This is a genomic window from Neobacillus sp. PS2-9 (genome assembly GCF_030915525.1).
Classification (GTDB): domain Bacteria; phylum Bacillota; class Bacilli; order Bacillales; family Cytobacillaceae; genus Neobacillus.
Genome location: NZ_CP133269.1, coordinates 4,755,001 through 4,781,937, shown reverse-complemented (window position 1 = coordinate 4,781,937; position 26,937 = coordinate 4,755,001). Strand labels below are relative to the sequence as shown.

The window sequence follows — 26,937 nt, the reverse complement described above, 5'->3', positions numbered from 1 at the left end:
AAGATGAATACAAAGCAAAAAAAGAAGAGTAAGAAGAAGATCGTGATTTGGTCGATTGTAGGGCTAATCGTTGCCTCGCTGATTTCAGCGGTGTTATTGACGCCGAAGGGATTAGGAAACGTTGAGAAAGAAAAAGCACAAACCGGGGACATTACTACCTATTACAGCTTTTCGGGTGCAGTAGAAGCGAAAAACAGGAAGACAATTACGAGTGAAGAGGCCATGCAAATAAAAGAAATTAAGGTTAAAGTTGGAGACCAAGTGAAAAACGGAGATGTCTTGATGGTAACGAAACAGGGAGACAAAATAAAGTCTACATTAGACGGGGAGATTTCGAAAATCCATGTAGAGAAAAACGCGGAGCTAATGTCTGGGGAGCAGCTCATCGATATCGTTAACTATTCCGTGTTACAAACCACCGTAAAGGTCGACGAATATGACCTGAAATATTTAAAGGTAGGTCAAGAGGTCAATGTAACAATCAATGCACTTGAAAAAGAAATAAAAGGAACGGTTACTGAGATTTCTAAGGAAGCAACTAATGAAAACGGAGTGTCTTATTTTACTGCAACTATTGATCTGGTTAAAGATGAAGGAATCAAAGTGGGAATGAGTACAGAAGCTAAAATATTGAAACAACAGGCAAAGGGTGTAGTGACTTTATCCATGAAAGCCATTCAATTTGATAGCAATAATAAACCTTATGTTTTGATTCCAACAGAAAAAGGGATGACAACCAAAAACTATATTCAACCAGGCATTAACGATGGAACGACGATTGAAATTAAAGACGGTGTGAGTGCTGGTGAAGAGGTCATCATTTCATCTGATAATAAAGAGGTTTCTCATGCAGATATGATGCAGGGAGGAACCAATAATGAGTGAGCAAATTCTCAACATGAATCAAATAACCAAAACATATGTAATGGGCGAGGAAGAACAAGTCGTCTTAAATCATATCAATTTAACAGTGAATAGAGGAGACTTTGTTGCGATATTAGGACCTTCTGGTTCAGGCAAATCTACACTGATGAACCTGATTGGTTGTCTCGATTCACCGACAAACGGAGATTATTTTTTATCGAATCAAAAGGTTGATGAGCTTGATGAATCTGAGCTGGCAGCGATTCGAAACAAAGAGGTTGGATTTGTGTTTCAACAATTCCAACTCCTGCCTAGACTGAGTGCCATTCAAAATGTGGAACTGCCTCTTGTATATGCGGGGGTGGCTGAAAAGGAACGCAGACGGAGAGCTAGGGAAATGCTCATTAGAGTGGGGCTCGGTGAAAAATTACAAAACCGGCCGAATCAGCTTTCTGGAGGACAACAGCAGAGGGTGGCCATTGCGAGAGCGATGGTAACGGAGCCCACAATATTACTAGCAGATGAACCCACTGGAGCACTAGATCAAAAAACAGGTCAGCAAATAATGGAGCTTTTTCATGAGCTTCATCAAGAAGGAAAAACCATCATTATGATAACTCATGATATGGAGATTGCCAAAAATGCCAGCAGGATTGTTCACATTTTAGACGGCAAACTGAGAGAGGAGCCTGTATATGTTTAAGGAAAATCTGAAGATGTCCTGGATGAACCTCATCCATAACAAAATGCGCTCCTTCCTAACCATGCTCGGAATTGTGATTGGGGTCGCATCCATAATTGCATTGATTACCATAGTTAAAGGTGCAATGAATGGAATGACAAGTGAGTTTTCCTCCTTTGGTGCAGATAAAATATCCGTTCAAGCTATGGGAACACCACTGAAGCAGGGGTTAATTGATAGTGACATTCAAAAGCTTGCCGAAATCGAGGATGTTGCTGGCGTTTCACCTACCCTTTCTGGAAACACAACGGTGGTTTATAAGGGTAACGAGAAAACAGATGTGTCCGTTCAAGGGAAAAATGATGTGTATTTTTCTAAAAATAAGGACTTGGTTGAAACCGGTAGAGGCCTGACGATTCTTGATATCGAGAATAAAAATAACGTTTGCCTTATTGGCGCAAATATAGCAAACGAATTGTTTTGGGGAGAAGATCCTGTTGGCAAGAAGCTTCTTATCTCTGGGGTAACTTATACGGTGGTTGGTACCTTAGAGAAATCTAACAGTTTTTCTGATTCCTCTAATAACGATGCAGTTATCATTCCTTATACCACTTCAATGAGCATTCTTAGTACTGGTTATATTTCTAGTGTGGATGTGTATATGGGTGACTCCAATCATTCTGAAAAAATAACAGCTGATATTGAAGCGGTTTTAAAACAGGCGTTCAACTACAAAGGTAATAGTTTTACAGTGATGAATATGCAGGATATGCTCGCATCGTTTAATAGGATGACTACAATGCTATCTCTTATGCTGGGAGGTATTGCATCCATTTCACTTATTGTGGGTGGAATTGGGATTATGAACATGATGCTGGTGTCAGTAACGGAAAGAACCACAGAAATTGGGCTAAGGAAGGCTCTCGGGGCAGAACCAAAGCGGATTCAGCAGCAGTTTTTACTAGAAGCCGTATTCTTGTCACTCTTTGGTGGAGCAATCGGCTTCTTACTTGGCGCGTTAATTGCATGGGGGGTATGTGCGTTAATTGGAGCAAACTTCGCCCTTTCAACAGCAACGGTATTATTGGCGCTGGGATTCTCTGCTGCAATAGGGATTATCTTCGGCATTGCACCAGCACGGAAAGCGTCAAGGCTGAACCCGATTGACGCATTAAGAAGTGTATAAAAACTTGGGGACAGTCCCCAAAAATAGGAGTGGATGGCATGATCAAGTGGGCATTAGCTGGGATTCTATATGTGACGGTGGTTATCCTTGGATTTGAGGCTTATGATAAATGGTTTGCAGAGGATAAAAATACCGCGGCTCAAACAGAGGACCACAGCAATCAAGAAATGAAAATGGATAATGGTCATGATGAAACTGGAGAAAGTGGTGAAAGCGGTGGCCATGCCCATGAATCCGCTTCTGGAACCACCCATGATGACAGTGAAGTGAATGCATTTGTACAAAATGATGATAAGAACATAAAGATTTTCTTGAAAGATAAAGCGGGCAACCCGGTTGACGAGCTAGAAGTCAATCATGAGAAAGAGTTCCATCTCATCATTGTGGATGAACAGCTGCAGAAATATTACCATGTGCACCCAGAGAGAACTGGTAAAGGCGAATTTACGATTGAGAATACCCTCCCAGAAGGTTTTTATAAAGCGTTTATTGATATAAAACCGAAGAATTTCGCATATAAAGTAGAGCCTGTTTCCTTTATCGTGGGGAATCCAAGCTCTTCGACACACGGCCATGAACTGATCCCAGACACGACCTTTAGCAAAAAGGTAGATGGAGAAACGGTCACATTAAAGGTTAGTACATTTAAGGTCGGAGACCCTGTAACGTTATCCTTCGAATTGGACCAGACTAATTTAACTCCCTATTTAGGGGCAATGGGGCATGTTGTGATTCTTGACGAATATGGGAAAGAGTTTCTTCATGTTCATCCGTCAAATGAGAAAGAGCCAATCTTTGAAACCACCTTTGAAAAGCCGGGTATCTATAAGATTTGGGCCGAGTTTAAACAAAATGGAACCGTAAGAGCGTTCCCGTTCGTAATTGAGATAAAAGAATGAGCATAACCAATCACACCCTAAGAGGAGCAGATGCTAACAATATGGATGAAAGATAGTTTTGATAGAAATCAGGGTAGAACTGTCCTTCATAAAGTGGATGAAAGACAGTTTTGATGGAAATCAAGGTAGAACTGTCCTTCATAAGGTGGATGAAAGACAGTTTTGATGGAAATTAAGGTAGAACTGTCCTTCATAAAGTGGATGAAAGACAGTTTTGATGGAAATTGAGGTAGAACTGTCCTTCATAAAGCGGATGAAAGTCATTATAGCTAAAAACCAATGAAAAACCATTATAACCCCGTTGAAAGCGGCTTTGATGATTTTAATAATTAACAATGGGAGTGGATAATATGCAAAAACAATGGAATGTAGGAATCTTATTATTTGATAACGTGGATGTTTTAGACTATTCAGGACCGTTTGAGGTATATTCGTTAACTACTAATTCAGCTAACGAAGTACCACAATTGTTAACGAAAGGTATACCTGTTGAAAGAAAGCCATTTAAGGTCTGGACGATATCCAAAAATGCCAGCATTGTTAAATCGAATAATGGGCTTAAGATTACTCCGGACTTTAGTCTTGAGAATATCAGCCAACACCTAGACATTCTTATCGTTCCAGGCGGGCCATTTCATGCCATTGACACCTGTATTCAGGACCGAGAATTAATAAATTGGATATCCACATTCAGTCAATCTGGTAGAACCATCGCTTCCGTTTGTTCAGGGTCCCTATTGCTGGCTGAGGCCGGTATTCTCGCTGATAAAAAAGCGACCACTCATCCTTTTGCCTATGATTATATGGAAAAAACCTATCGAAATATTAAAGTAGTGCGGGACGTACGGTTCGTAGATAATGGGCAGGTAATTACCTCTGGGGGAGTATCAGCCGGAATCGATATGTCGATCCATCTCGTAGGGAAGCTATTGGGAGAAGAAGCAGCAAGAACAACCGCTGCTACATTGGTATATCCATACTTTACAAGTGAGTTGGATTTGAAATCAGTGTAAGAGTGTAAAGAACATGTAAACTTTTATAGAAAACTACTGGGAACTCCCAGTAGTTTTTATGGCTTATAAATGGAAAAAACTAGTATAATTAAATAGTTCTACAAAGGAGTGAGATAGATGATTTACGATGTAGTCATAATCGGTGCTGGCCAAGCCGGATTATCGATGGGGTATTTTTTAAAACAAACCTCTTTATCTTTTATTATATTGGATAACAATAAAACGGTGGGTGATGTTTGGCGGAAACGTTATGATTCACTTGTATTGTTTACACCGAGGTCTTACAGTGCATTGCCCGGCTTGGTAGTAAATGGTGATCCAACCGGTTTTCCAACCAAGGATGAAATTGCTGATTACCTAGAGCGGTATGCACAAACATTTGATTTGCCTATTCAATTTTTATGTCAAGTTCACAGGATTCTTAAAGAGAACGATACATATATCATATCAACAACAAACTCCATTATAAAAACAAAGAAAATCGTCATAGCTACAGGGCCCTTTCACACCCCTAGAATTCCATCATTTGCACAAGAGCTTCCACAACAAGTGGTTCAAGTCCATTCTTCTGAATATAAAAACCCTGCACAGCTAACCGAGGGTTCCGTGTTAGTGGTCGGTGGAGGCAATTCCGGCGCACAAATAGCAATAGAACTATCAAACTATCACGAAACTTATTTATCGGTCGGGCAAAGAATACGTTTCCTCCCTTTAAGCATAGCTGGTAAAAGTATCTTTTGGTGGTTTGACAAACTTGGTATTTTACAGGCGAATCGGGATTCCTTTATTGGAAAAAAAGTTCAAAGCCAACCAGATCCGATATTCGGTTTTGAGCTAAAAGAAAAATTAAGAGAAAAGAAAATAACGCTTAAAGCACGAACCAAGAGCATCCAGCAAAATGAGATTCAATTTGAGGACCTTTCAACGATTAACGTGCAGAATGTTATTTGGGCAACTGGTTTCGTTGCGGATTACTCTTGGATAGATATACCAAACCTTTTAGATAATAGCGGCAAACTCAAACATAAGCGAGGCGTAACAGAAATTGAAGGACTTTACTTCCTCGGATTGCCATGGCAGCACCATAGAGGATCAGCTCTTCTTTTAGGGGTAGGACAGGATGCGGAATTTTTGTATCGACAGATCGTCTTGTAAAAGGATAAGAGGCTGACTCATTATGAGTCAGCCTCTTATCTATTGTGGAAATCCAATCAATGATGCTGCATATTGGCTACTTTCATTTGCTTAGTCTGTTTCATTCGAAGCATTGGAAGCATGGCTAATGCTCCTATTAGGAATAAGCCTGATGCGATTAAATAGAGACTCGTTAAAGGAAATTGCACCTTAAGAATGCCGACTAAACTCATATTCAACACCATTCCTCCCATGAAAAGAGGATTTAAGATACCGTTCACCCTACCCACGAAGGATTCCTCAGCATTGGTGAGAATGAGAGTATTACAGGAAATATGAATAAGGGGAGCCATTAGTCCAGCAATAAACTGGGTTAAAAGCGCAACCCATATGATGTTTACCGACCCCATAATCGCAACAGAAGTGGCACTTGTGACAAAGCCGATTAATAGCATGGTTTGTGGCGTAATTTTCTTTGCGAGAGCCATTGCGCCAACGCCCCCTAAAATCATCCCCACCCCATTCACTGCTGTAAACCATTGCAGATTCTGAGCCGTTAAGCCAAGATGTTCCGTCACCAAAAAGATACCAAGTGGGTTGATAAGACCCATTCCCATTCCAGCTGCTAAGAAGAAACTACCCATGTAAAGAAAAAGCTTATTAGACATTACATAACGAAAGCCCATTTTCATTTCCTTAGACACATTTGTGGCTGCGATCACCTCAACCTTTTTATCAGCAGGTAAGAAGGTAAGAACAAGAGCAGAGAGCAGGAAACATGTACCCATGACTGCAATGGCAACGTTGATGCCAAATCGGAAGTAAATCAACGTACCAATCATAGGACCTAGGATCATAAAGATAGCCTGAATCGTCTGGTTCATAGACATCCCCATCTGAATAAGTGATTCAGGAACGTGGAGCTTAAATAATTTCATACTTGAAGGCTGCGAAAACTGAGACAAAATGGACGAAACAAGGGTTGCGAAGAAGATCGCTTTCCACCCTCCAAATACAAGAGCTAGTAAAACGGCAAACACCGATAAGGCACTCAGTAGGTCGCAAAGAACCATCGTGAGTTTGGGTCTCCATCTATCTGCAAATGTTCCTCCTATAAAGGAGAAAAGGAAAATCGGAGCAAATTCTGCCACAGAAATCATGGAAATGGCAAATGGATCTTTGTTGGTTTGTTCTGTTACAAATAGTAAAATTGCAAAATTACGTACCCAGATTCCCAGTTGTAGGAACAGTCCGGATAGTAAAATAGCTTGAACGAAGCGGTTAGAAAATAAAGAACTCATGGATGGAGCCTGTGCTTGTGTATGGTTATTCATGAAAAACAACATCCTTTCATTTGGTATGAAATCATCTTACGACAGTGGAAGGATTCAAAAACCGCAAAGATGCAGCACTGATTCCGCCAAAATCATGCGGTAAAACTCGTAAATCATGCGGGGTTGATACCAAAGTTATGCGGTTTGTAAGGTAACATCCAACCGTACAATGAAATCATAAAGCTAGTTAACTGTCGGATAGCATTGGTTAACTGTCGGATAGCGTTATTTAACTGTCGCATAGAGCTAGTTAACTGTCAGATAACCACTGCTTACTGTCGTATGGCGAATTGCCAGCTAAATTTGGCTGATGAAAGGAGTTTTATCGCATGAAAGATTTCAAGTTATTCTTACCCTATGTAAAACAAGTAAGCCGCTTTTATCTCATTGGATTTGTTGGGAGTTTATTTCGTTTCCTGATTCCGCTGTTTGTTCCCTTGATTTTAAAATATATCTTCGATCAACTGCTTCAAAATGAATCCTTGTCGCGAGCGGAAATGCTAGAACAACTTTTGTACATTGCTGCAAGTATGATTCTGGTATTCCTTCTCATCCGAACACCTATGGAATATGTTAGGCAGTTTTGTATTCAAAAAGCCAACAATAACATTATCAAACAGCTGCGCAAGGACGCTTTTCAAAAGGTCCATTCTTTGGATGCCAAATATTTTGTAGAGAACAAAAGTGGAGAAATTGGAACTCGCTTTTTCGATGATATTGAGAAGGTCCGTGGCTTTCTAACCGCAGTTTTCGGAAACATTTGGATTGAAATGATCGTGTTGCTGTGTGTCATCGTAGTAATGCTTACCCTAAATGTGAAGTTAGCGATTCTGTCGGTGGTGTTGGTGGGAGTCCAATTTATTCTGGCCCACTTTCTATCAAAAAGGTTTAAACAGTCCACCAGAAACATGATGAAGTACCGATCGGTGATGAGCGGATTTATTTTTGAAAAAATTCAAGGGGCTTTTCTCTCCAAACTATTTGCCGCAGAAAAACGAGACAAAGAAGAGCTAAATCAGCATTTACACCATTTTGATAGACTGACAGATAAACATGCGAAGATAAATGCGGTCATGTTAGCTCTCGTCAATGTGCTCAGTGATATGACTCCGTTTATCGTGGCGATTGTGGCGAGTTTTTTTGTCATCGATGGAAGTATAACTATTGGCAGTTTAATTGCCTTTTTTGCTTATGTTGATAAAATGAGAAGCCCGGTGGCAGCTTTAGTCAATGCCTACCCGGCCATTACAGAGGGAAGCGTTGCACTGGGGCGGATCTTTGATTTCTTCCACACACCATCCACGATTATAGAAAAAGCAAACCCAGTTGAACTAAACCAGTTCACACAATCTATTAAGTTTAATAACGTATCTTTCTCGTATGACGGTAAAAACAACATCATTAAAAATGTGTCATTGACGCTTGAAAAAGGGAAGACATATGCGTTTGTCGGTGAGAGCGGAGGTGGTAAGAGTACCATCCTTCAGCTGCTTTTGAGAATGTATGATGCTACAAAGGGTGAGGTATTAATTGATGGTTTCAACATTAAGGATTATTCCATCGCAAGTTTGAGGGAGCAGATGGGGATTGTCACTCAGGATAACTTTCTTTATAGCACCTCGATTAAAGATAATATAAAAATGGCAAAGCTGGATGCGTCCGATGAAGAGATTTTTGCCGCTGCCAAGAAGGCCTTCGCTCATGAGTTTATTTCCGCACTGCCGAATGGCTACGATACAGAAATAGGTGAAAGAGGAGTAAAGCTTTCCGGCGGGCAAAAACAAAGAGTAGCACTAGCGCGTGTATTCCTGAAAAATCCGTCCCTTATTATTTTAGACGAAGCCACAAGTGCTCTAGATAATGAAAGTGAAAAACTGGTCCAAGAATCCATTAACCAATTCGATCACGACAAAACCATTATTATGATTGCTCATAGACTTTCTACGATTCTAAATGCAGATATGATTTTTGTGATAAAAAATGGGGAAATCATAGAAAGTGGGAACCACCAAAGTCTATTGAAAAAGAGCGGCTACTACAATGAACTCTATTCCAAGCAGAACGTAAAAGAATGGCAATTGGCCACAGGGTAATGTGAGGAATAGTCTTGACAACCAAAACAATCTCTATTAATCTTGACTCAATGAAATAAGCAAAGTTCGTATAACTCCAAAGATATGGTTTGGGGGTCTCTACCAGGAACCAATAATTCCTGATTACGAAGAATGTACATGTATGTGTATTTTCTTCGTAATCAGGAATTTTTTTTTATAAAAAAATGACGGGGGTCACATCTTATGAATTTTACTACCTTACCTAAAATTGAATTACACTGCCATCTTGATGGAAGCCTTAGAGCGGAAACAATTATTGATATAGCAAAAAGAGAGGACATTAGTTTGCCTACGTTGGATAGGGACGAGATCCAACAAGAGCTCATTGCTCCACTAGATTGTGAATCTCTTGATGAGTATTTGAAGCGTTTTGCTCTTCCGAATTTAGTAATGCAGTCACAGGAGAATTTAAAGAGAATTACCTTTGAACTGTTTGAAGATGCTGCAAAAGAGAATGTGAAATACATGGAGGTTCGATTTGCTCCATTGCTTCACACGGCTCAGGGGTTATCTGTCGAAGAAATCATCCAAAGCGTCATTGATGGAATGAGAGAAGCTGAAAAACAATTCGATATTAATGGCAATATCATTCTCTCCTGCATGCGAACGATGTCAGCTGAAAGTGCTTTTGAGGTTGTGGAAAAAGGAAAGCCATTCCTTGGCAAAGGAGTTGTGGCCATCGACTTATGTGCATCGGAAGAGGAAGGGTTCTGTGGGGACTTCGTTGAGCCGATTGCATTAGCAAGAGAGTACGGCTATAGAGTAACGATTCACGCCGGCGAAACAGGTGTAGGAAAAAATGTCCTTGAAGCCGTTGAGATGTTAGGGGCAGAAAGAATTGGGCATGGTGTCTTTATTAAAGACTGTGCAGAGGCCTATGATGTAGTAAAGGAAAAACAGGTAGTCCTCGAAATGTGCCCAACCAGTAATGTCCAAACAAAAGCAGTGAACCAATATAGTGATCACCCTATCTATGATTTTCATAAGGATGGTATCAAAGTAACGGTTAATACCGATAACAGAACGGTGTCCGATACAACGATGGCGAAGGAATGTACGATTGTCTTTGATGAATTCGACATGAATGAAGAGGATTATAAGAAGATTTATCTCGATAGTGTGGAAGCGTGCTTTGCGGATGAAAAAACCAAGTTGAAGTTGAGGAAATATATCTAAATATAATAGCGAACAGTGTCAGCAGCACTGTTCGCTATTATAAATTGCATTATTTAACCGCTTTACTCACTCTCAGCTTCTTGCCTTTAACAGGTGTGTTCTCCATCGCCTGAATGACGAGTGAACCTTTTCCGTTAAGAATGTCCACATAAGACATCTGGTCATGGATCGTGATGATGATGATGCCGATATCATCAGCTGTCACTCCAGGAATTTTGGCAATGGTTCCAACGAAATCGACAGCGCGAAGCTTCTTCTTTTTGCCGCCATTGAAGTGGAGCTTCGTGATTCCTTGGTTGATTCGAGCGGTTTTATTATTTCTTACCACGCGACGGCCACTGATTTTTTCCTCAAAAGCTGCTTTTCCTTTAGCAACCTCGCCTTGGCTAGGTGCGTCCATTCGAGGTATTTCAAAACCAACATACCGTTCAATGGCTCGAAGGAATTTCTCCTCATACGGAGTCACAAATGTAATGGCTTTTCCTTGCTTGCCAGCACGACCCGTTCTTCCTGTGCGATGGACATAGCTCTCTTTTTCCATAGGAACATCGTAGTTAAACACTAGTGAAACATTATCAACATCAATCCCTCGTGCCGCTACATCGGTGGCAACAAGATAACGGAAATTGCCCAGTTTAAATCCATCCATTACGGCAAACCGATCTTGTTGTTCTAGTCCTCCATGGAGTCTTTCACATGAATAATTTGCTTCTTCCAATTCGCTATATACGGTATCGACATGTTCTTTCGTTCTGCAAAAAATAAGACAGCTGTCTGGGTTTTCAACAACAGTTACGTCCTTAAGTAGCGAAAGCTTATCTTCATTCTTCACTTCGATTACACGATGTTCAATTGTATCCGTTGTGATTCCTGTAGACTCAATCTCAATATTAACAGGATCCTTCATATACTTATGGCAAAGAGCTTCAACATCTTTTGGCAAAGTAGCGGAAAATACCATTGTTACTCTATCCCGTGGTAGTTCCTTAATAATCGCCTCTACCTCATCAATAAAGCCCATATTTAGCATTTCATCTGCTTCATCAATAATAAGATACTTTATTTCATCAAGTACCAAGGTTTCCCTGTCGATATGGTCCATGACACGGCCAGGTGTACCAACAACAACATGTGTTTTCTGCTTCAATTCTTCTCTTTGTTTGGAAAAAGGCTCTTTTCCATAAACAGCGAGCGCCTTAATTCGTTTAAACCGTCCTATATTTGTAATATCTTCGCGAACCTGAACAGCTAGCTCTCTAGTTGGCGTAAGAATCAAGGCCTGAGGCTTTCTTTCTTCCCAGTCAATCCGTTCACAAATAGGGATAGCAAAGGAGGCTGTCTTGCCACTGCCAGTCTGTGATTTGACGACAAGGTCCTGGTTTTTCAAAGCCAGCGGGATCACTTCACCCTGCACCTCTGTAGGCTCTTCGTATTTTAAAACAGCTAGTGCTCTTTTTATTTCTTCACTTAAATTATATTCCTCAAAACTTCTCTCACTCATGTAGTAACCTCTTTTTTTGTATTATCCGACTTATATATAAGATTTCTCTCAAAGATCTATCATATGCAAAAGCTGAATACGGTTATTATACTTGAAAGACAGAGAAAAACGAACAGTGACTCGCACTGTTCGCCCATTTGAAGCCCTATTATTTTGCAGTAAAAGCAACCATTCCAACATTTACACTGTTGTTTTTCTTTTTTAATAGATAAAGTGCATAAACAAGAAAGAGCAGGTTTAACAGAACAAATATGGATAACCATCCAAGTGAAAAGTTGGTACTATGAACGCCGTATTCACCAGTGGCTGCATACTCAACAGCATCTAAAATAAAATGAAATCCGATGGCAGGTAGTAAGCTCTTACTTTGTAAACGCATAGCGGTTAGCGCCATGCCAGCGATGAAAGTCCAGGCAAACTGGAAGAGACTAAAGATTACATCCCCTCCGACAAGAATATTACCAAGGTGTGCTACTCCAAAAAGAAGTGAAGGAACGATTATGGCGACAGCTTTTCCGAATGGCAACATGGCACGTAAAAGTATACCTCTAAATAGAATTTCTTCGTTTACAGCTACCCCAATGGCGGCGATCATTAATAAAGGAACATGGCTCCATGTAGAGTGAAAACCTAAATGAAGTGCCAAAGTGAACGGAATCGCAAGAGCTGGTAACCATACAAAATAATCCTTGACGGTTGCTTTAATTAATCCGATTTCCTTATCAACCTTTACCCATTTTACCGCTAAAAACGCACAGACCGCATATAATAGCATAACTAACCAACCTAAATCCTTCTGAATAGTAAGTGCAGGATTGAATACTTGAAGACCCTTAACTGTTAGCATCCCAAGAATTCCTCTTCCAAACATAACCACTAAAAATAATACTAATCCATGACGATATAGAAAATTTCTCATTACTAGCTCCCCTTTGTTCTCATTTGTATCTTTATTATGAAATAGAAGAGGTCAGATTCAATAGTGTGCTTTGTCATAACATCATCATGTGCAGTCATATGACTTATGTGACTTTTGAAAAAAGGTAAAAAGGAAGTACGTGTTGAATTAGTAAAACGATTCCTATTCGAAAGCATGAGGGAGAGTTGAATGGTACCATTCCAAAATGAAACCCACTGGGTTTATAAAATTGCGCAACTCACCAGAATTGGTTGGTTTATTTTACATTTATTGATTTTAGTTTTGTTTCTAAACCCTATCCCCCTAGCTTGGCTCAACATGACATTGCTTTTTGCAGCATTTCTAATTCCTCAATGGACGAATAGCTCAGGGAGAAAAAACTATCCGCTGCTTGAATTATTCTTTAGCGGTTTGTTTCTAATTGTAGGTTGTTACTTATTAGGCAAATATTCCTCCTTTTTAGCCATTCCATCGTTATGTGCAGGAATTTATAGTCGTCCTGGTAAAGAGAGATGGCTCCTATGGGCGGGTTTTACGATTGTTCCTTTTCTAGCGATTCTGGCTGTAGGCTTAGATCAGCTGGGGATGGGGGTCATTGATGGACTCTTTTTTTTCGGTGTCGGCATGGCCATTTCAAAGGTTCTTGAAGCAGAGAAAAAGACTAAAGTTCTACTAGAAGAAAATCGTAGGCAAAATCAACTTTTACAGGAATACGCCAAACAGATTGAAAGCATTACGTTATTGGAAGAACGGAATCGGCTTGCAAGAGATTTGCATGATACAGTAGGGCACACATTTACATCCGTCATTATGGGGCTTGATGCAGTATCTTTCCTGATGGATGCATCTCCACAAAAAGCAAAGGAACAAGTGGGAAGGCTTAGAGACGTGATGAGGAGATCGCTAGAGGAAACAAGAACGTATATTCATCAAATTTCCCCTAATGACGATAAAGAGGAATTGTCTTCCCAATTGAGGAAGGTAGCCAATGAATTTGCTACACACACAAAAACGGAAATAATTTTTAAAAGTAACGGTGCACCAGTAGCTATTTCTTTCCAAGGAGCGATTGCACTAACCCGTTGCCTTCAAGAAGCTTTAACGAATGCTGTCCGCCATGGTCAAGCAAACGAAATCGTTGTCACTCTAAACCAGGAAGTATCACAAGTTATTTTAGTGATTATGGATAATGGGATTGGGATAAAAGAGGAGAAATTTGGTTTTGGCCTTATCGGAATGAAAGAACGTCTGGAATCCCTCCAAGGCAGTTTGACCATAAAGTCGGGTAATCAGGTGGGAACCGTTGTTACTTGCTTTTTTCCTGTAAGAGTTGAGCGAATGAGGGGAGAAAACCTACAAGATGATAAAAGTATTGATTGTGGATGACCAAGAACTCATCCGTGAAAGCCTTTCAATTGTATTAGATGGAGAAGAGGATTTTGACATAGTGGGAGTAGCGGAACATGGACAGATGGCGATAGAGCTTACAAAAAGGCTTTCACCTGATCTTATTCTAATGGACATTCATATGCCTCTAATGGACGGAGTGGAAGCAACACGGCAAATTAAAAGTCAGTTTCCATCAGTAAAGGTGATTATTTTAACCACATTTCAGGAATTAGAATACGTTAGAGAAGCGTTAGCCACAGGAGCCGAAGGTTATTTACTTAAAGCCATCCATCCAAGAGACCTTGCGGCAGGGATTAGACTTGTTCATCACGGTGGAACTCTCATTACTCAGGAGATTGCCAAACAGCTAATTGCAGACTGGATTACGCCGTCGGAACGATTGAAAACGGAAAAAAGTAAAAAAGCTAGCTATGGCCTTACAGAAAGAGAAATAGAGGTGCTTGAGGAGCTGTCAAAAGGAGCAACTAATCGTGAAATCGCTCGAAAACTATTCTTAACAGAAGGAACAGTAAAAAACTATATCTCAAACATTTATTCGAAATTAGAAGTCACAGGACGACATAAAGCCGTCTTTAAGGCGAAAGAAGCAGGAATTATTCACCCAAAGTAAAAAATAAAAAAAGGTGCCTGACCCCCAGTGCGTTAAAGTGCTGGTGTCAGGCACTTTTTTCATTATTTTCACCTTGTATATGACATTTATCATGGTCTACACATGACACCTGATACTAACATGACTAACAATATTGCACTATACTTTGAAATAACAACACAATTAAAGGAAGGGAATTCAAAAAAATGACCTTACAATCTACAAAAACTTTGCGAAACCAAGTGGCTCCATTTGAAAAATCAACAACTAAAGAGAGTATTTGGCAAATCATTAACACGGTCGTTCCGTTTGTGATTTTATGGTTTTTAGCGTATATCAGCCTTTCTGTTTCTTATTGGCTTGCATTAGTTCCTATTGTTATAGCCGGTGGGTTTCTAACAAGGATTTTCATCATTTTCCATGATTGTACCCATCATTCTTTCTTTAAAAGCCGTCGTGCTAACCGTATTGTTGGGACATGTATGGGTGTTTTAACTATTTTCCCTTTTGATCAGTGGGGACATGAGCATTCTGTGCATCACGCGACAAGTGGTAACTTAGATAAACGTGGTACAGGCGATATATGGACACTTACGGTAGATGAATATTTGGCAGCACCGTTAAGCCTTCGATTAGCCTACCGTTTTTATCGTAATCCATTGGTAATGCTTGGTTTAGGTCCGATTTACGTTTTCCTTTTAAAAAATAGATTTAACCGAAAAGGTGCGAAAAAGAAGGAACGCAACAATACGTATTTAACGAATGTTTTAATCGTTGCATTGTATGCATTACTTTGCTGGGCCATCGGCTGGCAGTCGTTCCTTTTAGTACAGGGTTCCATTTTCATGATTTCAGGTGCAGCGGGTATTTGGTTGTTTTACGTACAGCACACTTTTGAGGATTCTTATTTTGAAGAAGATAAAGAGTGGGAGTATGTAAAAGCAGCAGTCGAGGGTAGTTCTTTTTATAAGCTTCCGAAAATCATGCAATTTCTGACTGGTAATATTGGTTATCACCATGTCCACCATTTAAGCCCAAGGGTTCCTAACTATAAGCTTGAAGAGGCACATAATAATACAGCTCCACTACAAAACGTACCAACAATCACCCTTGCTACAAGCTTAAAGTCACTCCGATTCCGCTTATGGGATGAGAAAAACAAGAATTTTGTCAGCTTTAAAGAAGTGAAAGCAGTAGCGAAAAAACGTATTTCTGTTCATGCCAAACCCGAAGTATAACAAAAAGCCCCCTCATTGGGGGTTTTCGCATAAATGTAATGAGCCCCAGATAAGGAGAGGACCGAATGATTCGAATTGTCATCGCAGAGGATCAGGAAATGCTGCTAGCAGCCATGGGTTCCCTGCTTAATTTGGAAGAGGATATGGAAGTGGTTGGGCAAGCCCGCAATGGGGAAGAGGCACTTACACTTGTTCGCCAATGGCAGCCTGATGTTTGTTTGATGGATATAGAGATGCCAAAAATGAGCGGTCTGGATGCAGCCGAGGCTATGAAGTCGCTTGGATGCAAGGTCATTATTTTAACTACCTTTGCAAGGAATGGGTATCAGGCACGAGCATTAATGGCTGATGTCAGAGGATATTTATTGAAGGACAGCCCGAGCGAAGAGTTAGCGTGTTCGATTCGTTGCATAATGAGCGGGAAGAGAGTGTATTCTTCAGAACTTATGGACCCCGATTCGAAACTAGATGTTTTACAGCGGTGGGAGGATGGTCCATTAACAAGTCCACCGAGTGACAAAACAGGGCTGGTGAGAAAATACTTTTCCTCCATTTTGGATAAAATGAAACAGCCAACTGGATAAAAGATTGAAAGGCATGAACATTTGGTTCATGTCTTTTTCTATTTGTGCAGTCAAAGGGCTGAAAGAACGAGGTCAGCCCGACAGCCAATTACCTCTAGGTTATACATTTTAAAGCTTTAATCCAGTCCTACTCTTAAATCTTCGTAATAAGATATGGCTCGCCACTCTTGTTATTCCTTCTAAACTATATAATTCCTCATTAATGAACTTCTCTAATCGTAAAAAGTCCTCAACAAGGACGTGCATATGTAAGGTACTCGGGCCAGTCATTTGGTAGCAGCTTGCAACGCTAGGGTTATTAGCTAATGTTTCCGCGACGCTGACAAGTGATGCTGGCTCACAGTCCACCTCGAAGAAAGCAGAAACGGATTTCCCCACTTTATCAGAATTGATAACAACAGTGAATTTCTCTATTATGCCGTTCTCTTGTAATTGGTTTACCCGCTCACGAATCGATACCCTAGATAAATTTAACTCTTTCCCAATATCTACATAGGACATTCTGCCGTTTTCGGCAAGCAATTCGAGTATCCTGCGATCGATTTCATCAATTTTCATACGTCGTCCTCCTACATTCCCTAAGCATTTGTAAATTTATATTAACGTACAATCCTAGTTTTAATCAAATGGATATTGAAAGTTATTGGAAAAATTATACTAGAAAAAAATTTTAATATTTTCCGAATATTATATAGATTTTTAAAAATCACTGTATTATAATAAAGCAAAATTACAAAAAGTAATAAAAAATAACGAAACGCTTTCAAAAAGTAGTCAATAAGTAAACTTTTTATACTTAAAGATAGATGTTTCGTTATGCGAAAGGGGAAAAGAGAAAGATGGCTAACAAGACAAAAGTTTTCGCAGCATTATTTATGAGTCTCTTGTTGCTTTTAACTGGATGTGGCAATAATAATTCATCCAGTTCAGGGGCGAAGGATTCACAAAAGGCAAGTGCACCAGTAAAGGATAGTGGGGATAAGACCACATTAACTGTCGGTCTTGATGATGACCCACCACAATTAGACCCGCATTTTTCAACGGCAGCAGTTGATAGACAAGTATTTCATAGTATCTATGACAAGCTGATTGACGTGGATGAAAAGCTAAACTTCGTTCCACAACTAGCGAAGAAATGGGACATTTCTGAAGATGGAAAAACCTATACGTTCTACCTACAAGAAAATGTAAAGTTTCACGATGGAACACCATTTAACGCAGAAGCAGTTAAATTCAACTTTGAACGCATGTTAGATCCAAATGCTGGGTCACCACGTGCATCTGAATTATCTTCTATTCAAACAATTGAAGTGGTTGATGAAAATACACTTAAAGTACAGCTTAAAGAACCATACAGCCCGTTCTTGGCAGCTTTATCTGACCGTGCTGGGATGATGGTTTCTCCTACAGCAGTAAAAGAAAAAGGAGCGGACTTCGCTAATTCTCCTGTAGGAACAGGGCCATTCAAATTTGTTTCAAGAGTAAAGCAGGACAAGATTGAAGTGGAAAAAAATGCGGATTACTGGGGCGGAGCGCCAAAGTTTGAAAAAATCGTTTATCGTCCATATTCAGATGAAAACGTACGTTTAACCAACTTAACTTCAGGTGAACTGGATATCATTAGCAAGGTGCCGCCAAAAGATGTTGAAAAACTAAAAACGGACTCTAACATCAAGCTTTCAGAAGTCGGGGCACTTGGATTCCAAGGATTATATTTGAATCACAAAAAAGCACCATTTAATAACAAAGCACTTCGTCAGGCATTAGATCTAGTTATCGATCGTGATGCGATTATCAAGGTTGCGCTTCGTAATACAGGCGTACCTTCTGCAGGGGCTATTCCTCCAGATTCATGGGCGTTTGATAAGAGCATCAAACCAACAAAGAAAAATGTGGAAAAAGCAAAGAAAATCATGGCTGATGCCGGTTTCCCTAACGGATTTGAATTTACGCTTCAGCTTTCTCCTAAACCAGTGGAAGAACAAATGTCACAAATGATTCAATCGATGGCAGCAGAAGCAGGAATCAAGGTGAAACTTGAAATCGTCGAGTTTGGAACCATGCTAGATAACATGGATAATTTCAAATTTGATGCGGTTCGTCTAGGATGGAGCGGAAGAACAGATCCAGATGGAAATATCTTCGCACTCTATCATTCTACTGGCTCTATTAACTACGGATATTCTAATCCGAAAATGGACGAGCTTTTACAGAAAGCCCGTGTAGAAACAGACCAAGCTAAGCGTAAAGAGATTTATTCGGAAGCTACTAAACTAGGACAAGAAGAAGTACCATACATCTTCCTTTATCACGAACTAGATTACAAAGCATATAAAAACAATTTACAAGGCTTTAAGCACATCCCGGATCAAATGATGCGCTTCCATGACGTTTCGTTTAAATAAGCAATAAGCTTTGAATCGGCTTGGGGAAAATACTCCAAGCCGATCATATTTCATCACAGCTGAACGCCTTAGAAAGGGAGGGGCATACGTGGCAAAGTTTTTAATTCGAAGATTAGGTCTTATGGTGGTCATTCTTTTTTTAGTAAGTATTATCGTTTTTTCATTAGTCCATGTGACACCAGGTGACCCGGCAAGGATGATTTTAGGGCAAGAAGCAACCCAGGAAGCTCTTCAGGCTTTACGTGAGAAAATGGGATTGAATGATCCTCTTTATATGCAATATATCCATTGGGTATCAAACGTACTTCAAGGAGATCTTGGAAATTCATTGAAGGATAATACACCGGTGCTTAGTGTATTACTACAAAAATTGCCGGTAACCATTCAGCTTTCTGTTATGTCCTTTTTAATTGCCATGATCATTGCGATCCCGGCTGGTATAATCTCAGCAACGAGAAAGGGAAGCTTCTGGGATTACTTTGGAACGACTTTTGCATTGTCTGGTGTATCTATTCCGCCATTTTTCTTAGGTATTTTACTGATCTTTATTTTTTCAATCTCACTAGGCTGGTTCGCACCTTCTGGATATGTGGAACCATGGGTTGATTTTAAAAAGAGTTTGATGTTAATGATTTTACCAGCGCTGGCGGTAGGTGTTCGCTTAAGTGCTGAAATTACAAGGATGCTTCGTTCAAGTATGCTTGAAGTTTTGCAGGCTGATTATATTCGTACGGCCTATGCAAAAGGGGTATTAGAAAAAGGGGTTGTCCTTGGACATGCCTTGAAAAATGCGTTAATTCCTGTTGTAACGGTAAGTGGATTACAATTGGCCACCTTCTTAGGTGGAGCAGTTATAACGGAAACCATCTTTGCCGTTCCAGGACTAGGGCGTCTAGTAATTGATGCGATTTTAACAAGAGATTTCCCTGTAGTACAAGGAGCCGTCCTATTTATGGCTATTGCTGTTGTAGTGGTAAACTTCTTGATCGACATCCTTTATTCCGTACTAGATCCAAGAATAAAGCTGACAGGAGGACAATGACGATGGAAGCTAAGTTGGAACAACTAGTAAAAGTGGAAAGTCCAAGAAAACGTAGATGGAAAGAAATGAGTTCTCGTTTTTTTCAAAATAAATTAGCAGTTATTGGTGGAGTGTTTACTCTTCTTCTCATCTTGATGGCTGTGTTTGCTCCAATTGTTGCACCGCATAGCCCAAGCGAGCAGGATTATGCGAAATTCCTTCAAAGTCCAAGTGCAGCCAATATCATGGGTACGGATGAACTGGGCCGCGATATTTTCAGCCGGATTATTTATGGAGCACGAGTTTCCATCCAAGCTGGTATTATCTCTGTTGGTATAGCTCTTGTAATCGGAATTCCTATTGGATTATTTTCAGGATATTACAGAGGAGTCCTTGATGAATATGTAGTCATGCGTTTCACAGACGCGTTGCTTTCATTCCCACCACTAGTATTAGCCCTTTCCCTTGCAGCTGTACTTGGTGCGGGATTACAAAACGCGATGATTGCAATTGGAATTATTTTTACACCTAACTTTATTCGTCTAGTAAGGGGAGAAGTATTGAGTCAAAGGGAAAGAGAATATGTCACGGCGGCTAAAGCATCAGGTATTAGCGATATAAAAATTATGTTCCGTCACATTTTTCCAAACTGCTTACCACCAATTCTTGTTCAAGCGACTTTATCCATTGCTGCAGCTATCATTTCTGAAGCATCACTTAGCTACTTAGGATTAGGTACTCAACCGCCAACACCGAGCTGGGGTGCGATGTTATCGATGGGACAAGGATATCTGAAAGATGCTCCGTGGATTTCATTGTTCCCAGGATTATTTATCTTTTTAACGGTTCTATCAATCAACTTATTTGGTGATGGATTACGTGATGCACTCGATCCTAAGCTGAAGTGAGGGGAATAATATGTCAAATTCATTATTAGAGGTTAAGGATTTAAAAGTCAGCTTTGTTGGCAAGAAGAGGACAACGAATATTGTTGCCGGGTTATCGTTTACGGTTGAAAAGGGAAAAACCCTGTGCATTGTAGGTGAATCGGGTTGTGGAAAAAGTATGACCTCCCTTTCTGTAATGGGTTTATTGCCTGAGACAGGACAAATCGAAGGAGAAATCCTGTTAAAGGGAGAAAATTTAGCTGGTAAATCAATGAAACAAATGAGTAAAATTCGCGGCAACCAGGTCTCAATGATTTTCCAAGAACCAATGACCTCGCTTAATCCTGTTCAGACGGTCGGTAAACAAATAGCTGAAACGATCATTATTCATCAGAATTTAAATAAAAAAGAAGCAAAGCTTAAGGCGATTGAAATGTTAAAACTGGTGGGCATTCCATCACCTGAAAAAAGGATCGATGCCTATCCGCATGAATTGAGCGGAGGAATGAGACAGCGTGTGATGATTGCGATCGCGCTAAGCTGTAATCCAGAACTTCTTATTGCGGATGAACCAACCACTGCATTGGATGTTACGATTCAAGCGCAAATATTGGATTTAATGAAGAATTTGCAAAAAGACTTGGATATGGGAATTATTATGATTACCCATGATTTAGCTGTTGTCTCTGAAATGGCTGACACGGTTCTGGTGATGTACGCAGGAAAAGCTGTTGAATACGGAAGTAGGAAAACCGTCTTTAACAATCCGCTTCACCCATACACGCAAGGTTTATTGAGGTGCATCCCGGATGTCGATGCAGAAGATAATGTGGAAGAGCTTTTTGTCATAAAAGGGTCTGTCCCATCACCGGATGCCATGCCAAAAGGATGCCGATTTGTTGATCGATGTCCATACGCACAAGAGATTTGTAGAAGTCATGCTCCGGATATTACATCGATAGAGGAACAGCATACTGTAAGCTGTTGGAAATATACAGATAAATGGAATGAAAAGGAAGGTGAGCTTAATGAGTCTTCAATTAGAGAAATCGCAGCAACAAAATCTTCTTGAGGTTCAAAATTTAACCAAACACTTTCCTGTTGGTGACCAAGGGTTCTTTTCTAAAGAAAAACAGGTTGTCAAAGCATTGGATGGAATCAGCTTTTCTTTAAAAAAAGGAGAAACGTTGGGGATCGTTGGAGAATCAGGCTGTGGCAAATCCACTATGGGACGTGCGATCCTCAGACTCCATGAGCCAAGCTCTGGAACTATTATATATGAAGGAAAAGATATTACTCGTGTAAAAAAGAAGGAAATGAGAGATAACCGTAAGGATCTGCAAATCGTTTTCCAGGATCCATATGGCTCGCTGAATCCACGGATGACAGTAGGAACCATGCTGTCTGAAATTGTGGAGACACATAAGATTGTTCCTAAAAAAGATGTGTACGATTATGTTTGCAATTTATTAGTAGAAGTCGGGTTAAACGAGCAATATTATCATCGTTTCCCACATGAATTCTCTGGTGGTCAGCGTCAACGGGTCAGCATTGCCCGTGCGTTATGTACGAATCCAAAATTAATCGTTTGTGATGAAGCGGTATCTGCGCTTGATGTATCGGTACAATCACAAATTCTAAATTTATTACAGCGATTAAAAAAGGAACATCAATTAACCTATTTATTTATTTCTCATGACTTAAGTGTTGTCAAGCACGTCAGCGACCGGGTAGCAGTGATGTACTTGGGGAAAATGGTGGAGCTTGCTGATAAAAAGGAACTGTATGACAATCCGCTTCATCCGTATACAAGAGCCTTGCTATCTGCAATCCCTTCTACAAATGAAGAGAAGAAAAGGGAAAGAGTTATATTAACTGGGGATGTGCCAAGTCCAATTAATGTTCCAAGCGGCTGTCGGTTTCATACAAGATGTCCATTAGCAACGGATAAATGTAGGGCTGAAGAGCCAGCATTTACTGAAGTAAGCGGGAATCATTTTGTTGCATGTCATTACGCCTAAATTTGCAAGAGGCTGATCCCTTCACTTTGAGGGCGCCTCTTTTTTGTTAAAATCAAGGCTGTGTTAAAGAGCATTGTTGATTTTTACACCCTGTTGATTGGAGCGGAAATCAACAGGCAAGTTTAACATAGCTAAAATCAAAAATCGTACAATTCTTTTTGTTATTTTTTTCGAAATGAATATTCCGTTTGTAAGTTTAATAGTATAAAATGATTAACAAAGGAAAGTTAAAGAGCAACAATCATGAAATGTATGTATAAGGGGAGAACGATTCATGAACTTTGATTACTTGAACTATCCATATCCATCACAAAGAATGACGACAATCGCTAAAAATGGCATGGTGGCAACATCTCAGCCCTTAGCGGCACAAGCAGGTCTAGATATATTAAAAAAGGGCGGGAATGCCATTGATGCGGCGATTGCAACTGCTGCTTGTTTAACGGTAGTCGAACCAACCTCCAATGGGATCGGTGGAGATGCCTTTGCGCTTGTATGGACAAAAGGCGAACTGCATGGTCTAAACTCAAGCGGCCCTTCTCCAAAAAGCATCTCGATTGATGCGGTTAAGGAAATGGGGCATGAAAAGATGCCAACCTTTGGCCTTGTACCCGTTACGGTTCCCGGTGTACCTGCGGCATGGGCGGAGTTGTCCCGTCGTTTCGGTAAGCTTCCATTAACGGAAGTATTACAGCCGGCCATAGAGTATGCGGAAAATGGCTACCCGTTAAGCCCAATTTTAGGGAAGTACTGGAATATCGCTTTTAATAGATTCAAAGATTTATTTACTGGCGATGAATATAAAGGTTGGTTTGAAACCTTTGCTCCAAATGGAAAGGCTCCTCAAACAGGGGAAATCTGGAGCTCCAAAGGTCATGCCAACACATTACGCAAGATTGCGGAAAGCAATGCGGAAAGCTTTTATCGCGGAGAATTGGCCGATCAAATCGACGAGTTCTCAAAGCAGCACGGTGGATTCCTTTCAAAAGAGGATTTAGCTGCATACAAGCCTGAGTGGGTACAGCCGATTAAGGTTAATTACAAAGGCTATGATGTGTGGGAGATTCCGCCGAATGGCCAGGGAATCGTTGCCTTAATGGCCCTTAACATGCTCAAGGGCTTTGACTTGAAAGAAAAGGAATCAGTGGATACGTATCATAAGCAGATTGAAGCGATGAAGCTAGCTTTTGCTGATGCCAAAAAATATGTAACAGACCCAGAAAAAATGTCCGTTACAGCTGAACAGTTATTGTCGGAAGAATTTGCAGAAGCGAGAAGAAGCTTAATTGGGGATGTTGCTCTTACTCCAGAGCCGGGCACACCGCCTAAAGGCGGTACTGTTTACTTGGCAACGGCAGATGGCGAGGGCAATATGGTTTCCTTCATTCAAAGTAACTATATGGGCTTTGGTTCTGGAATCGTTATCCCTGGAACAGGAATCGCCTTGCAAAACCGAGGTGCTGATTTCTCGTTAGATCCATCCCATGAGAATCGTTTGGAGCCTGGAAAAAGAACGTACCATACGATTATCCCTGGATTTTTAACAAAAGATAATGAAGCCGTTGGACCGTTTGGAGTGATGGGTGGGTATATGCAGCCTCAAGGCCATGCTCAAGTCATCATGAACACAGTTGACTTCCACCTAAATCCGCAAGCAGCTCTAGACTCGCCAAGATGGCAATGGATGGAGGGAAAGAAAGTTCAAGTTGAACATTCATTCCCAGCACATATTGCCGCGGCCTTAGCAAGGAAAGGTCATGAGATTGAAGTAGCCTTAGATGGTGGAGGATTCGGAAGAGGACAAATCATTTGGAGAGACCCAAGTACCGGTGTGCTTTCAGGCGGAACAGAATCAAGAACGGATGGAACCATTGCGGCATGGTAAATTAATAAAAGGTGTTGAATAAATAATGAAACAGAGGGATATATCTATCGCTTTTTTCCGTTCCGGAATATTAGGGTACGGAGGGGGACCATCATCGATTCCGCTCGTTCATAAAGAGGTAGTTGGAACCTACAAATGGATGACCGATGATGAATTTGCAGATGTTTTGGCGTTAGCAAATACCCTTCCCGGCCCTATTAACACAAAAATGGCAGGGTATATCGGCTATCGAGTGGGCGGATATGTAGGTATGCTAAATGCCATTTTTTCCTCCATCGTTCCTACTATTATATTAATGATTATCCTGCTAACCTCATTGGCATCGTTCAAGGATCTGCCATGGGTAGCAGGCATGACTAAAGCAGTCGTACCAGTTGTAGGTGTAATGATGGCCACATTAACCTGGGATTTTTATAAGAAGTCGTATCAAACGCTAGGCCATATTAGTGCAGGTGTAACGGTTGTTGGGAGTTTACTATTATTAGAGGTCTTGCATGTGCATCCTGCCATTTTAATCGTGGCCATATTATTATTTGCCTTAGTGAAGCGTGATAAGGCTGCTAAGGTTGAAAAAAATAGTGAAAGAGAGGTGGGATAATGCTTTATTGGCATATCTTTCTTGCTTTTTTCATTCCAGGAATTGTTGGTTATGGCGGAGGACCTGCTTCGATTCCGCTTGTTGAAAACGAAGTTGTCGATCATTACGGGTGGATGACGGTACCCGAATTTAGTGAGGTATTAGCCTTAGGAAATTCACTGCCCGGTCCCATTGCGACAAAAATGGCCGGCTACATTGGATATGAGCAGGGTGGAGTTCTAGGCTCAATCGTTGGGATTTTTGCGACTGTTGCTCCTTCGCTTCTATTAATGATTGTTCTTTTAGGTCTTCTATACAAATATAAAGATTCTCCTAAGGTGAAGCGGATGACCAATTATATCCGACCGACTATCGCGGTAATGCTAGGTGTGATGGCATTTAGCTTCTTTTCTACTTCTTACTCGGATTCAGGTGTGCTTCAAACGGTGATTCTGGTAGGGGTAAGCTTTTTCCTGCTTGAAAAATTAAAGGTACACCCAGCTTACGTTATCATGGGGTCGTTAATATATGGTGGGATATTCTTATAGAAGAAAAAAACTCAAGCTGAATGGGGCTTGAGTTTTTTGTTGTAGTGAAATTCTTGTTGTAAAAGGAAGCAGGGGAGATTCAAAGTGACCGTTAGAGTGAAAAAGAGGTGAGGGTGGGAATTATAAAGAGGTCACAATGCCTGTTAGAGGGAAAAAGAGGTGATGGTGGGAATTGTGAAGGGGTTACAGTGCCCGTTAGAGAGTAAAAGAGGTGTACATGGGAATTGTGAAGAGGTTACAGTGCCAGTTCGAGGGTAAAAGAGGTGATGGTGGGAATTGTGAAGGGTTCACAGTGCCCGATATAGAGAAAAAGAGTTAAGTATGGGAACTGTGAAGATTTCACAGTTCCCATAGTAGGAAGTAAGAGGATTGTATGGTCACTGTGAGAGGTTCAAAGTCCCATAAAGAAGTTACCTTGGAATTCGATATTATTCTGTTGGTAACAGCGATGGGTTTGCGAATAAGTCAATTTAGTCGTTTCGAAACAAATATAAACCAAAACCAAGTGTGTCACGGCCCCAACTTAAATAAGTTCTCCGCCATTTTCTAATTCTCTCAAGCATGGCTGCCTTATCTGGATCATCAGGATTTTCATGACAATAGTTTTCAATGGTAGAGGAATAAAGCCACTCATAGTCATCCCATTCATCTTCGTTTGCGACGTAAGACCAAAGAGGAATGAGTCCAAGTTCTTCCGCGGTCATTACATTCCGTGCATGACTTTTCAATTCAGATTCTTCTGCGCCTCCCAATGCCTCTAAGTATTCCTTGCTAGGTGTCTTCTTCCAATAGCCCTCTCCGATTAAAATGTAACCATCTTTTTTAATGAGGCGTTTCATCGTTTTAAGAGTAGGTTCAAACCCACCTAAAGCGTGAGTGGATCCAATACAAATTCCTAAATCAAATTCATCTGCTTCGTATCTCTTCACAGCTACACTAGCATCATCTAC

At 40.5% G+C, this 26,937-nt stretch carries 25 protein-coding genes and 1 riboswitch (1 of these 26 only partly in view); of the genes, 20 read left to right on the top strand and 5 right to left on the bottom strand.

The genetic code is table 11. From position 1 onward, the window contains the following. Window positions 1–3: 3 nt before the first annotated feature. The 6 genes from RCG25_RS23925 to RCG25_RS23900 all read left to right on the top strand — a co-directional run bounded on the left by RCG25_RS23925 (window position 4) and on the right by RCG25_RS23900 (window position 5,799). Window positions 4–885 (top strand): efflux RND transporter periplasmic adaptor subunit, encoded by an 882-nt coding sequence (locus tag RCG25_RS23925; protein ID WP_308081300.1) that lies wholly within the window; start codon window positions 4–6, stop codon window positions 883–885. Beyond that, window positions 878–1,567: an ABC transporter ATP-binding protein gene (locus RCG25_RS23920; protein ID WP_308081299.1), complete on the top strand. Its 690-nt coding sequence runs from the start codon at window positions 878–880 to the stop codon at window positions 1,565–1,567. The genes RCG25_RS23925 and RCG25_RS23920 overlap by 8 nt, the downstream gene beginning before the upstream one ends. After that, a complete protein-coding gene (locus RCG25_RS23915) occupies window positions 1,560–2,732 on the top strand; it encodes an ABC transporter permease (RefSeq protein WP_308081298.1) in 1,173 nt (390 codons plus the stop codon). The genes RCG25_RS23920 and RCG25_RS23915 overlap by 8 nt, the downstream gene beginning before the upstream one ends. A 38-nt stretch (window positions 2,733–2,770) precedes the next feature. Next, entirely contained in the window at window positions 2,771–3,631 is an 861-nt protein-coding gene (locus RCG25_RS23910) for a DUF8832 domain-containing protein (RefSeq protein WP_308081297.1), read from the top strand. 350 nt (window positions 3,632–3,981) lie between these two features. After that, window positions 3,982–4,644 carry a DJ-1/PfpI family protein gene (locus RCG25_RS23905; RefSeq protein ID WP_308081296.1) on the top strand — a complete coding sequence of 221 codons (663 nt, stop codon included), beginning with the start codon at window positions 3,982–3,984 and terminating at the stop codon, window positions 4,642–4,644. 117 nt (window positions 4,645–4,761) lie between these two features. After that, window positions 4,762–5,799: a flavin-containing monooxygenase gene (locus RCG25_RS23900; protein ID WP_308081295.1), complete on the top strand. Its 1,038-nt coding sequence runs from the start codon at window positions 4,762–4,764 to the stop codon at window positions 5,797–5,799. A gap of 56 nt (window positions 5,800–5,855) precedes the next feature. Here RCG25_RS23900 and RCG25_RS23895 read toward each other — a convergent pair whose 3' ends face one another. Beyond that, window positions 5,856–7,112, bottom strand: a complete 1,257-nt coding sequence (locus RCG25_RS23895; protein WP_308081294.1) for an MFS transporter — start codon at window positions 7,110–7,112, stop codon at window positions 5,856–5,858. Between the two features lie 329 nt (window positions 7,113–7,441). Here RCG25_RS23895 and RCG25_RS23890 point away from each other — a divergent pair, with 329 nt between their 5' ends. Both RCG25_RS23890 and add read left to right on the top strand, forming a co-directional pair. Beyond that, entirely contained in the window at window positions 7,442–9,205 is a 1,764-nt protein-coding gene (locus RCG25_RS23890; protein ID WP_308081293.1) for an ABC transporter ATP-binding protein, read from the top strand. 46 nt (window positions 9,206–9,251) lie between these two features. Then, window positions 9,252–9,351, top strand: a riboswitch (purine riboswitch). Window positions 9,352–9,409: 58 nt separating this feature from the next. Further along, the gene (gene add / locus RCG25_RS23885; RefSeq protein ID WP_308081292.1) at window positions 9,410–10,402 is read left to right on the top strand and encodes an adenosine deaminase; all 993 of its coding nucleotides are present in this window, start codon (window positions 9,410–9,412) and stop codon (window positions 10,400–10,402) included. 49 nt (window positions 10,403–10,451) lie between these two features. Here add and RCG25_RS23880 read toward each other — a convergent pair whose 3' ends face one another. Next, the gene (locus RCG25_RS23880) at window positions 10,452–11,903 is read right to left on the bottom strand and encodes a DEAD/DEAH box helicase (protein WP_308081291.1); all 1,452 of its coding nucleotides are present in this window, start codon (window positions 11,901–11,903) and stop codon (window positions 10,452–10,454) included. Between the two features lie 148 nt (window positions 11,904–12,051). Beyond that, window positions 12,052–12,822 carry a CPBP family intramembrane glutamic endopeptidase gene (locus RCG25_RS23875; RefSeq protein WP_308081290.1) on the bottom strand — a complete coding sequence of 257 codons (771 nt, stop codon included), beginning with the start codon at window positions 12,820–12,822 and terminating at the stop codon, window positions 12,052–12,054. 189 nt (window positions 12,823–13,011) lie between these two features. On the opposite strand from RCG25_RS23875, the gene RCG25_RS23870 reads away from it, so the two are divergent. The 4 genes from RCG25_RS23870 to RCG25_RS23855 all read left to right on the top strand — a co-directional run bounded on the left by RCG25_RS23870 (window position 13,012) and on the right by RCG25_RS23855 (window position 16,643). Beyond that, complete coding sequence (locus RCG25_RS23870) at window positions 13,012–14,208, top strand: sensor histidine kinase (RefSeq protein WP_308081289.1); 1,197 nt, start codon at window positions 13,012–13,014, stop codon at window positions 14,206–14,208. Further along, on the top strand, window positions 14,183–14,842 hold the full coding sequence (locus RCG25_RS23865) for a response regulator transcription factor (protein WP_308081288.1): 660 nt from the start codon (window positions 14,183–14,185) through the stop codon (window positions 14,840–14,842). Before RCG25_RS23870 ends, RCG25_RS23865 begins: the two co-directional genes overlap by 26 nt. 185 nt (window positions 14,843–15,027) lie before the next feature. Next, the gene (locus RCG25_RS23860) at window positions 15,028–16,059 is read left to right on the top strand and encodes a Delta(5) desaturase DesA (RefSeq protein ID WP_308081287.1); all 1,032 of its coding nucleotides are present in this window, start codon (window positions 15,028–15,030) and stop codon (window positions 16,057–16,059) included. A gap of 65 nt (window positions 16,060–16,124) precedes the next feature. Beyond that, a complete protein-coding gene (locus tag RCG25_RS23855) occupies window positions 16,125–16,643 on the top strand; it encodes a response regulator (protein ID WP_308081286.1) in 519 nt (172 codons plus the stop codon). A 108-nt stretch (window positions 16,644–16,751) separates the two neighbouring features. On the opposite strand, the gene RCG25_RS23850 is transcribed toward RCG25_RS23855, so the two are convergent. After that, window positions 16,752–17,201, bottom strand: coding sequence for an Lrp/AsnC family transcriptional regulator (locus RCG25_RS23850; RefSeq protein WP_308081285.1), 450 nt, complete (start codon window positions 17,199–17,201; stop codon window positions 16,752–16,754). 281 nt (window positions 17,202–17,482) lie between these two features. Here RCG25_RS23850 and RCG25_RS23845 point away from each other — a divergent pair, with 281 nt between their 5' ends. The 8 genes from RCG25_RS23845 to RCG25_RS23810 all read left to right on the top strand — a co-directional run bounded on the left by RCG25_RS23845 (window position 17,483) and on the right by RCG25_RS23810 (window position 25,987). Next, window positions 17,483–19,048, top strand: coding sequence for an ABC transporter substrate-binding protein (locus RCG25_RS23845; RefSeq protein ID WP_308081284.1), 1,566 nt, complete (start codon window positions 17,483–17,485; stop codon window positions 19,046–19,048). 88 nt (window positions 19,049–19,136) lie between these two features. Further along, a complete protein-coding gene (gene nikB, locus RCG25_RS23840; protein WP_308081283.1) occupies window positions 19,137–20,090 on the top strand; it encodes a nickel ABC transporter permease in 954 nt (317 codons plus the stop codon). A gap of 2 nt (window positions 20,091–20,092) precedes the next feature. Then, a complete protein-coding gene (locus RCG25_RS23835; protein WP_308081282.1) occupies window positions 20,093–20,977 on the top strand; it encodes an ABC transporter permease in 885 nt (294 codons plus the stop codon). 10 nt (window positions 20,978–20,987) lie between these two features. Continuing rightward, on the top strand, window positions 20,988–22,028 hold the full coding sequence (locus tag RCG25_RS23830; protein WP_308081281.1) for an ABC transporter ATP-binding protein: 1,041 nt from the start codon (window positions 20,988–20,990) through the stop codon (window positions 22,026–22,028). After that, window positions 21,985–22,977, top strand: coding sequence for an ABC transporter ATP-binding protein (locus tag RCG25_RS23825; protein WP_308081280.1), 993 nt, complete (start codon window positions 21,985–21,987; stop codon window positions 22,975–22,977). The genes RCG25_RS23830 and RCG25_RS23825 overlap by 44 nt, the downstream gene beginning before the upstream one ends. Before the next feature lie 274 nt (window positions 22,978–23,251). Beyond that, window positions 23,252–24,862, top strand: coding sequence for a gamma-glutamyltransferase (gene ggt / locus RCG25_RS23820; RefSeq protein WP_308081279.1), 1,611 nt, complete (start codon window positions 23,252–23,254; stop codon window positions 24,860–24,862). A gap of 25 nt (window positions 24,863–24,887) precedes the next feature. After that, window positions 24,888–25,460 carry a chromate transporter gene (locus RCG25_RS23815; protein ID WP_308081278.1) on the top strand — a complete coding sequence of 191 codons (573 nt, stop codon included), beginning with the start codon at window positions 24,888–24,890 and terminating at the stop codon, window positions 25,458–25,460. Further along, window positions 25,460–25,987, top strand: coding sequence for a chromate transporter (locus tag RCG25_RS23810; RefSeq protein ID WP_308081277.1), 528 nt, complete (start codon window positions 25,460–25,462; stop codon window positions 25,985–25,987). The genes RCG25_RS23815 and RCG25_RS23810 overlap by 1 nt, the downstream gene beginning before the upstream one ends. Window positions 25,988–26,457: 470 nt before the next feature. Here RCG25_RS23810 and RCG25_RS23805 read toward each other — a convergent pair whose 3' ends face one another. Continuing rightward, window positions 26,458–26,937 carry the 3' portion of an SAM-dependent methyltransferase gene (locus tag RCG25_RS23805; protein WP_308081276.1) on the bottom strand. It continues 273 nt past the right edge of the window, so 480 of the gene's 753 nt are visible here — the last part of the coding sequence; its start codon lies beyond the right edge, outside the window; it ends in the stop codon at window positions 26,458–26,460.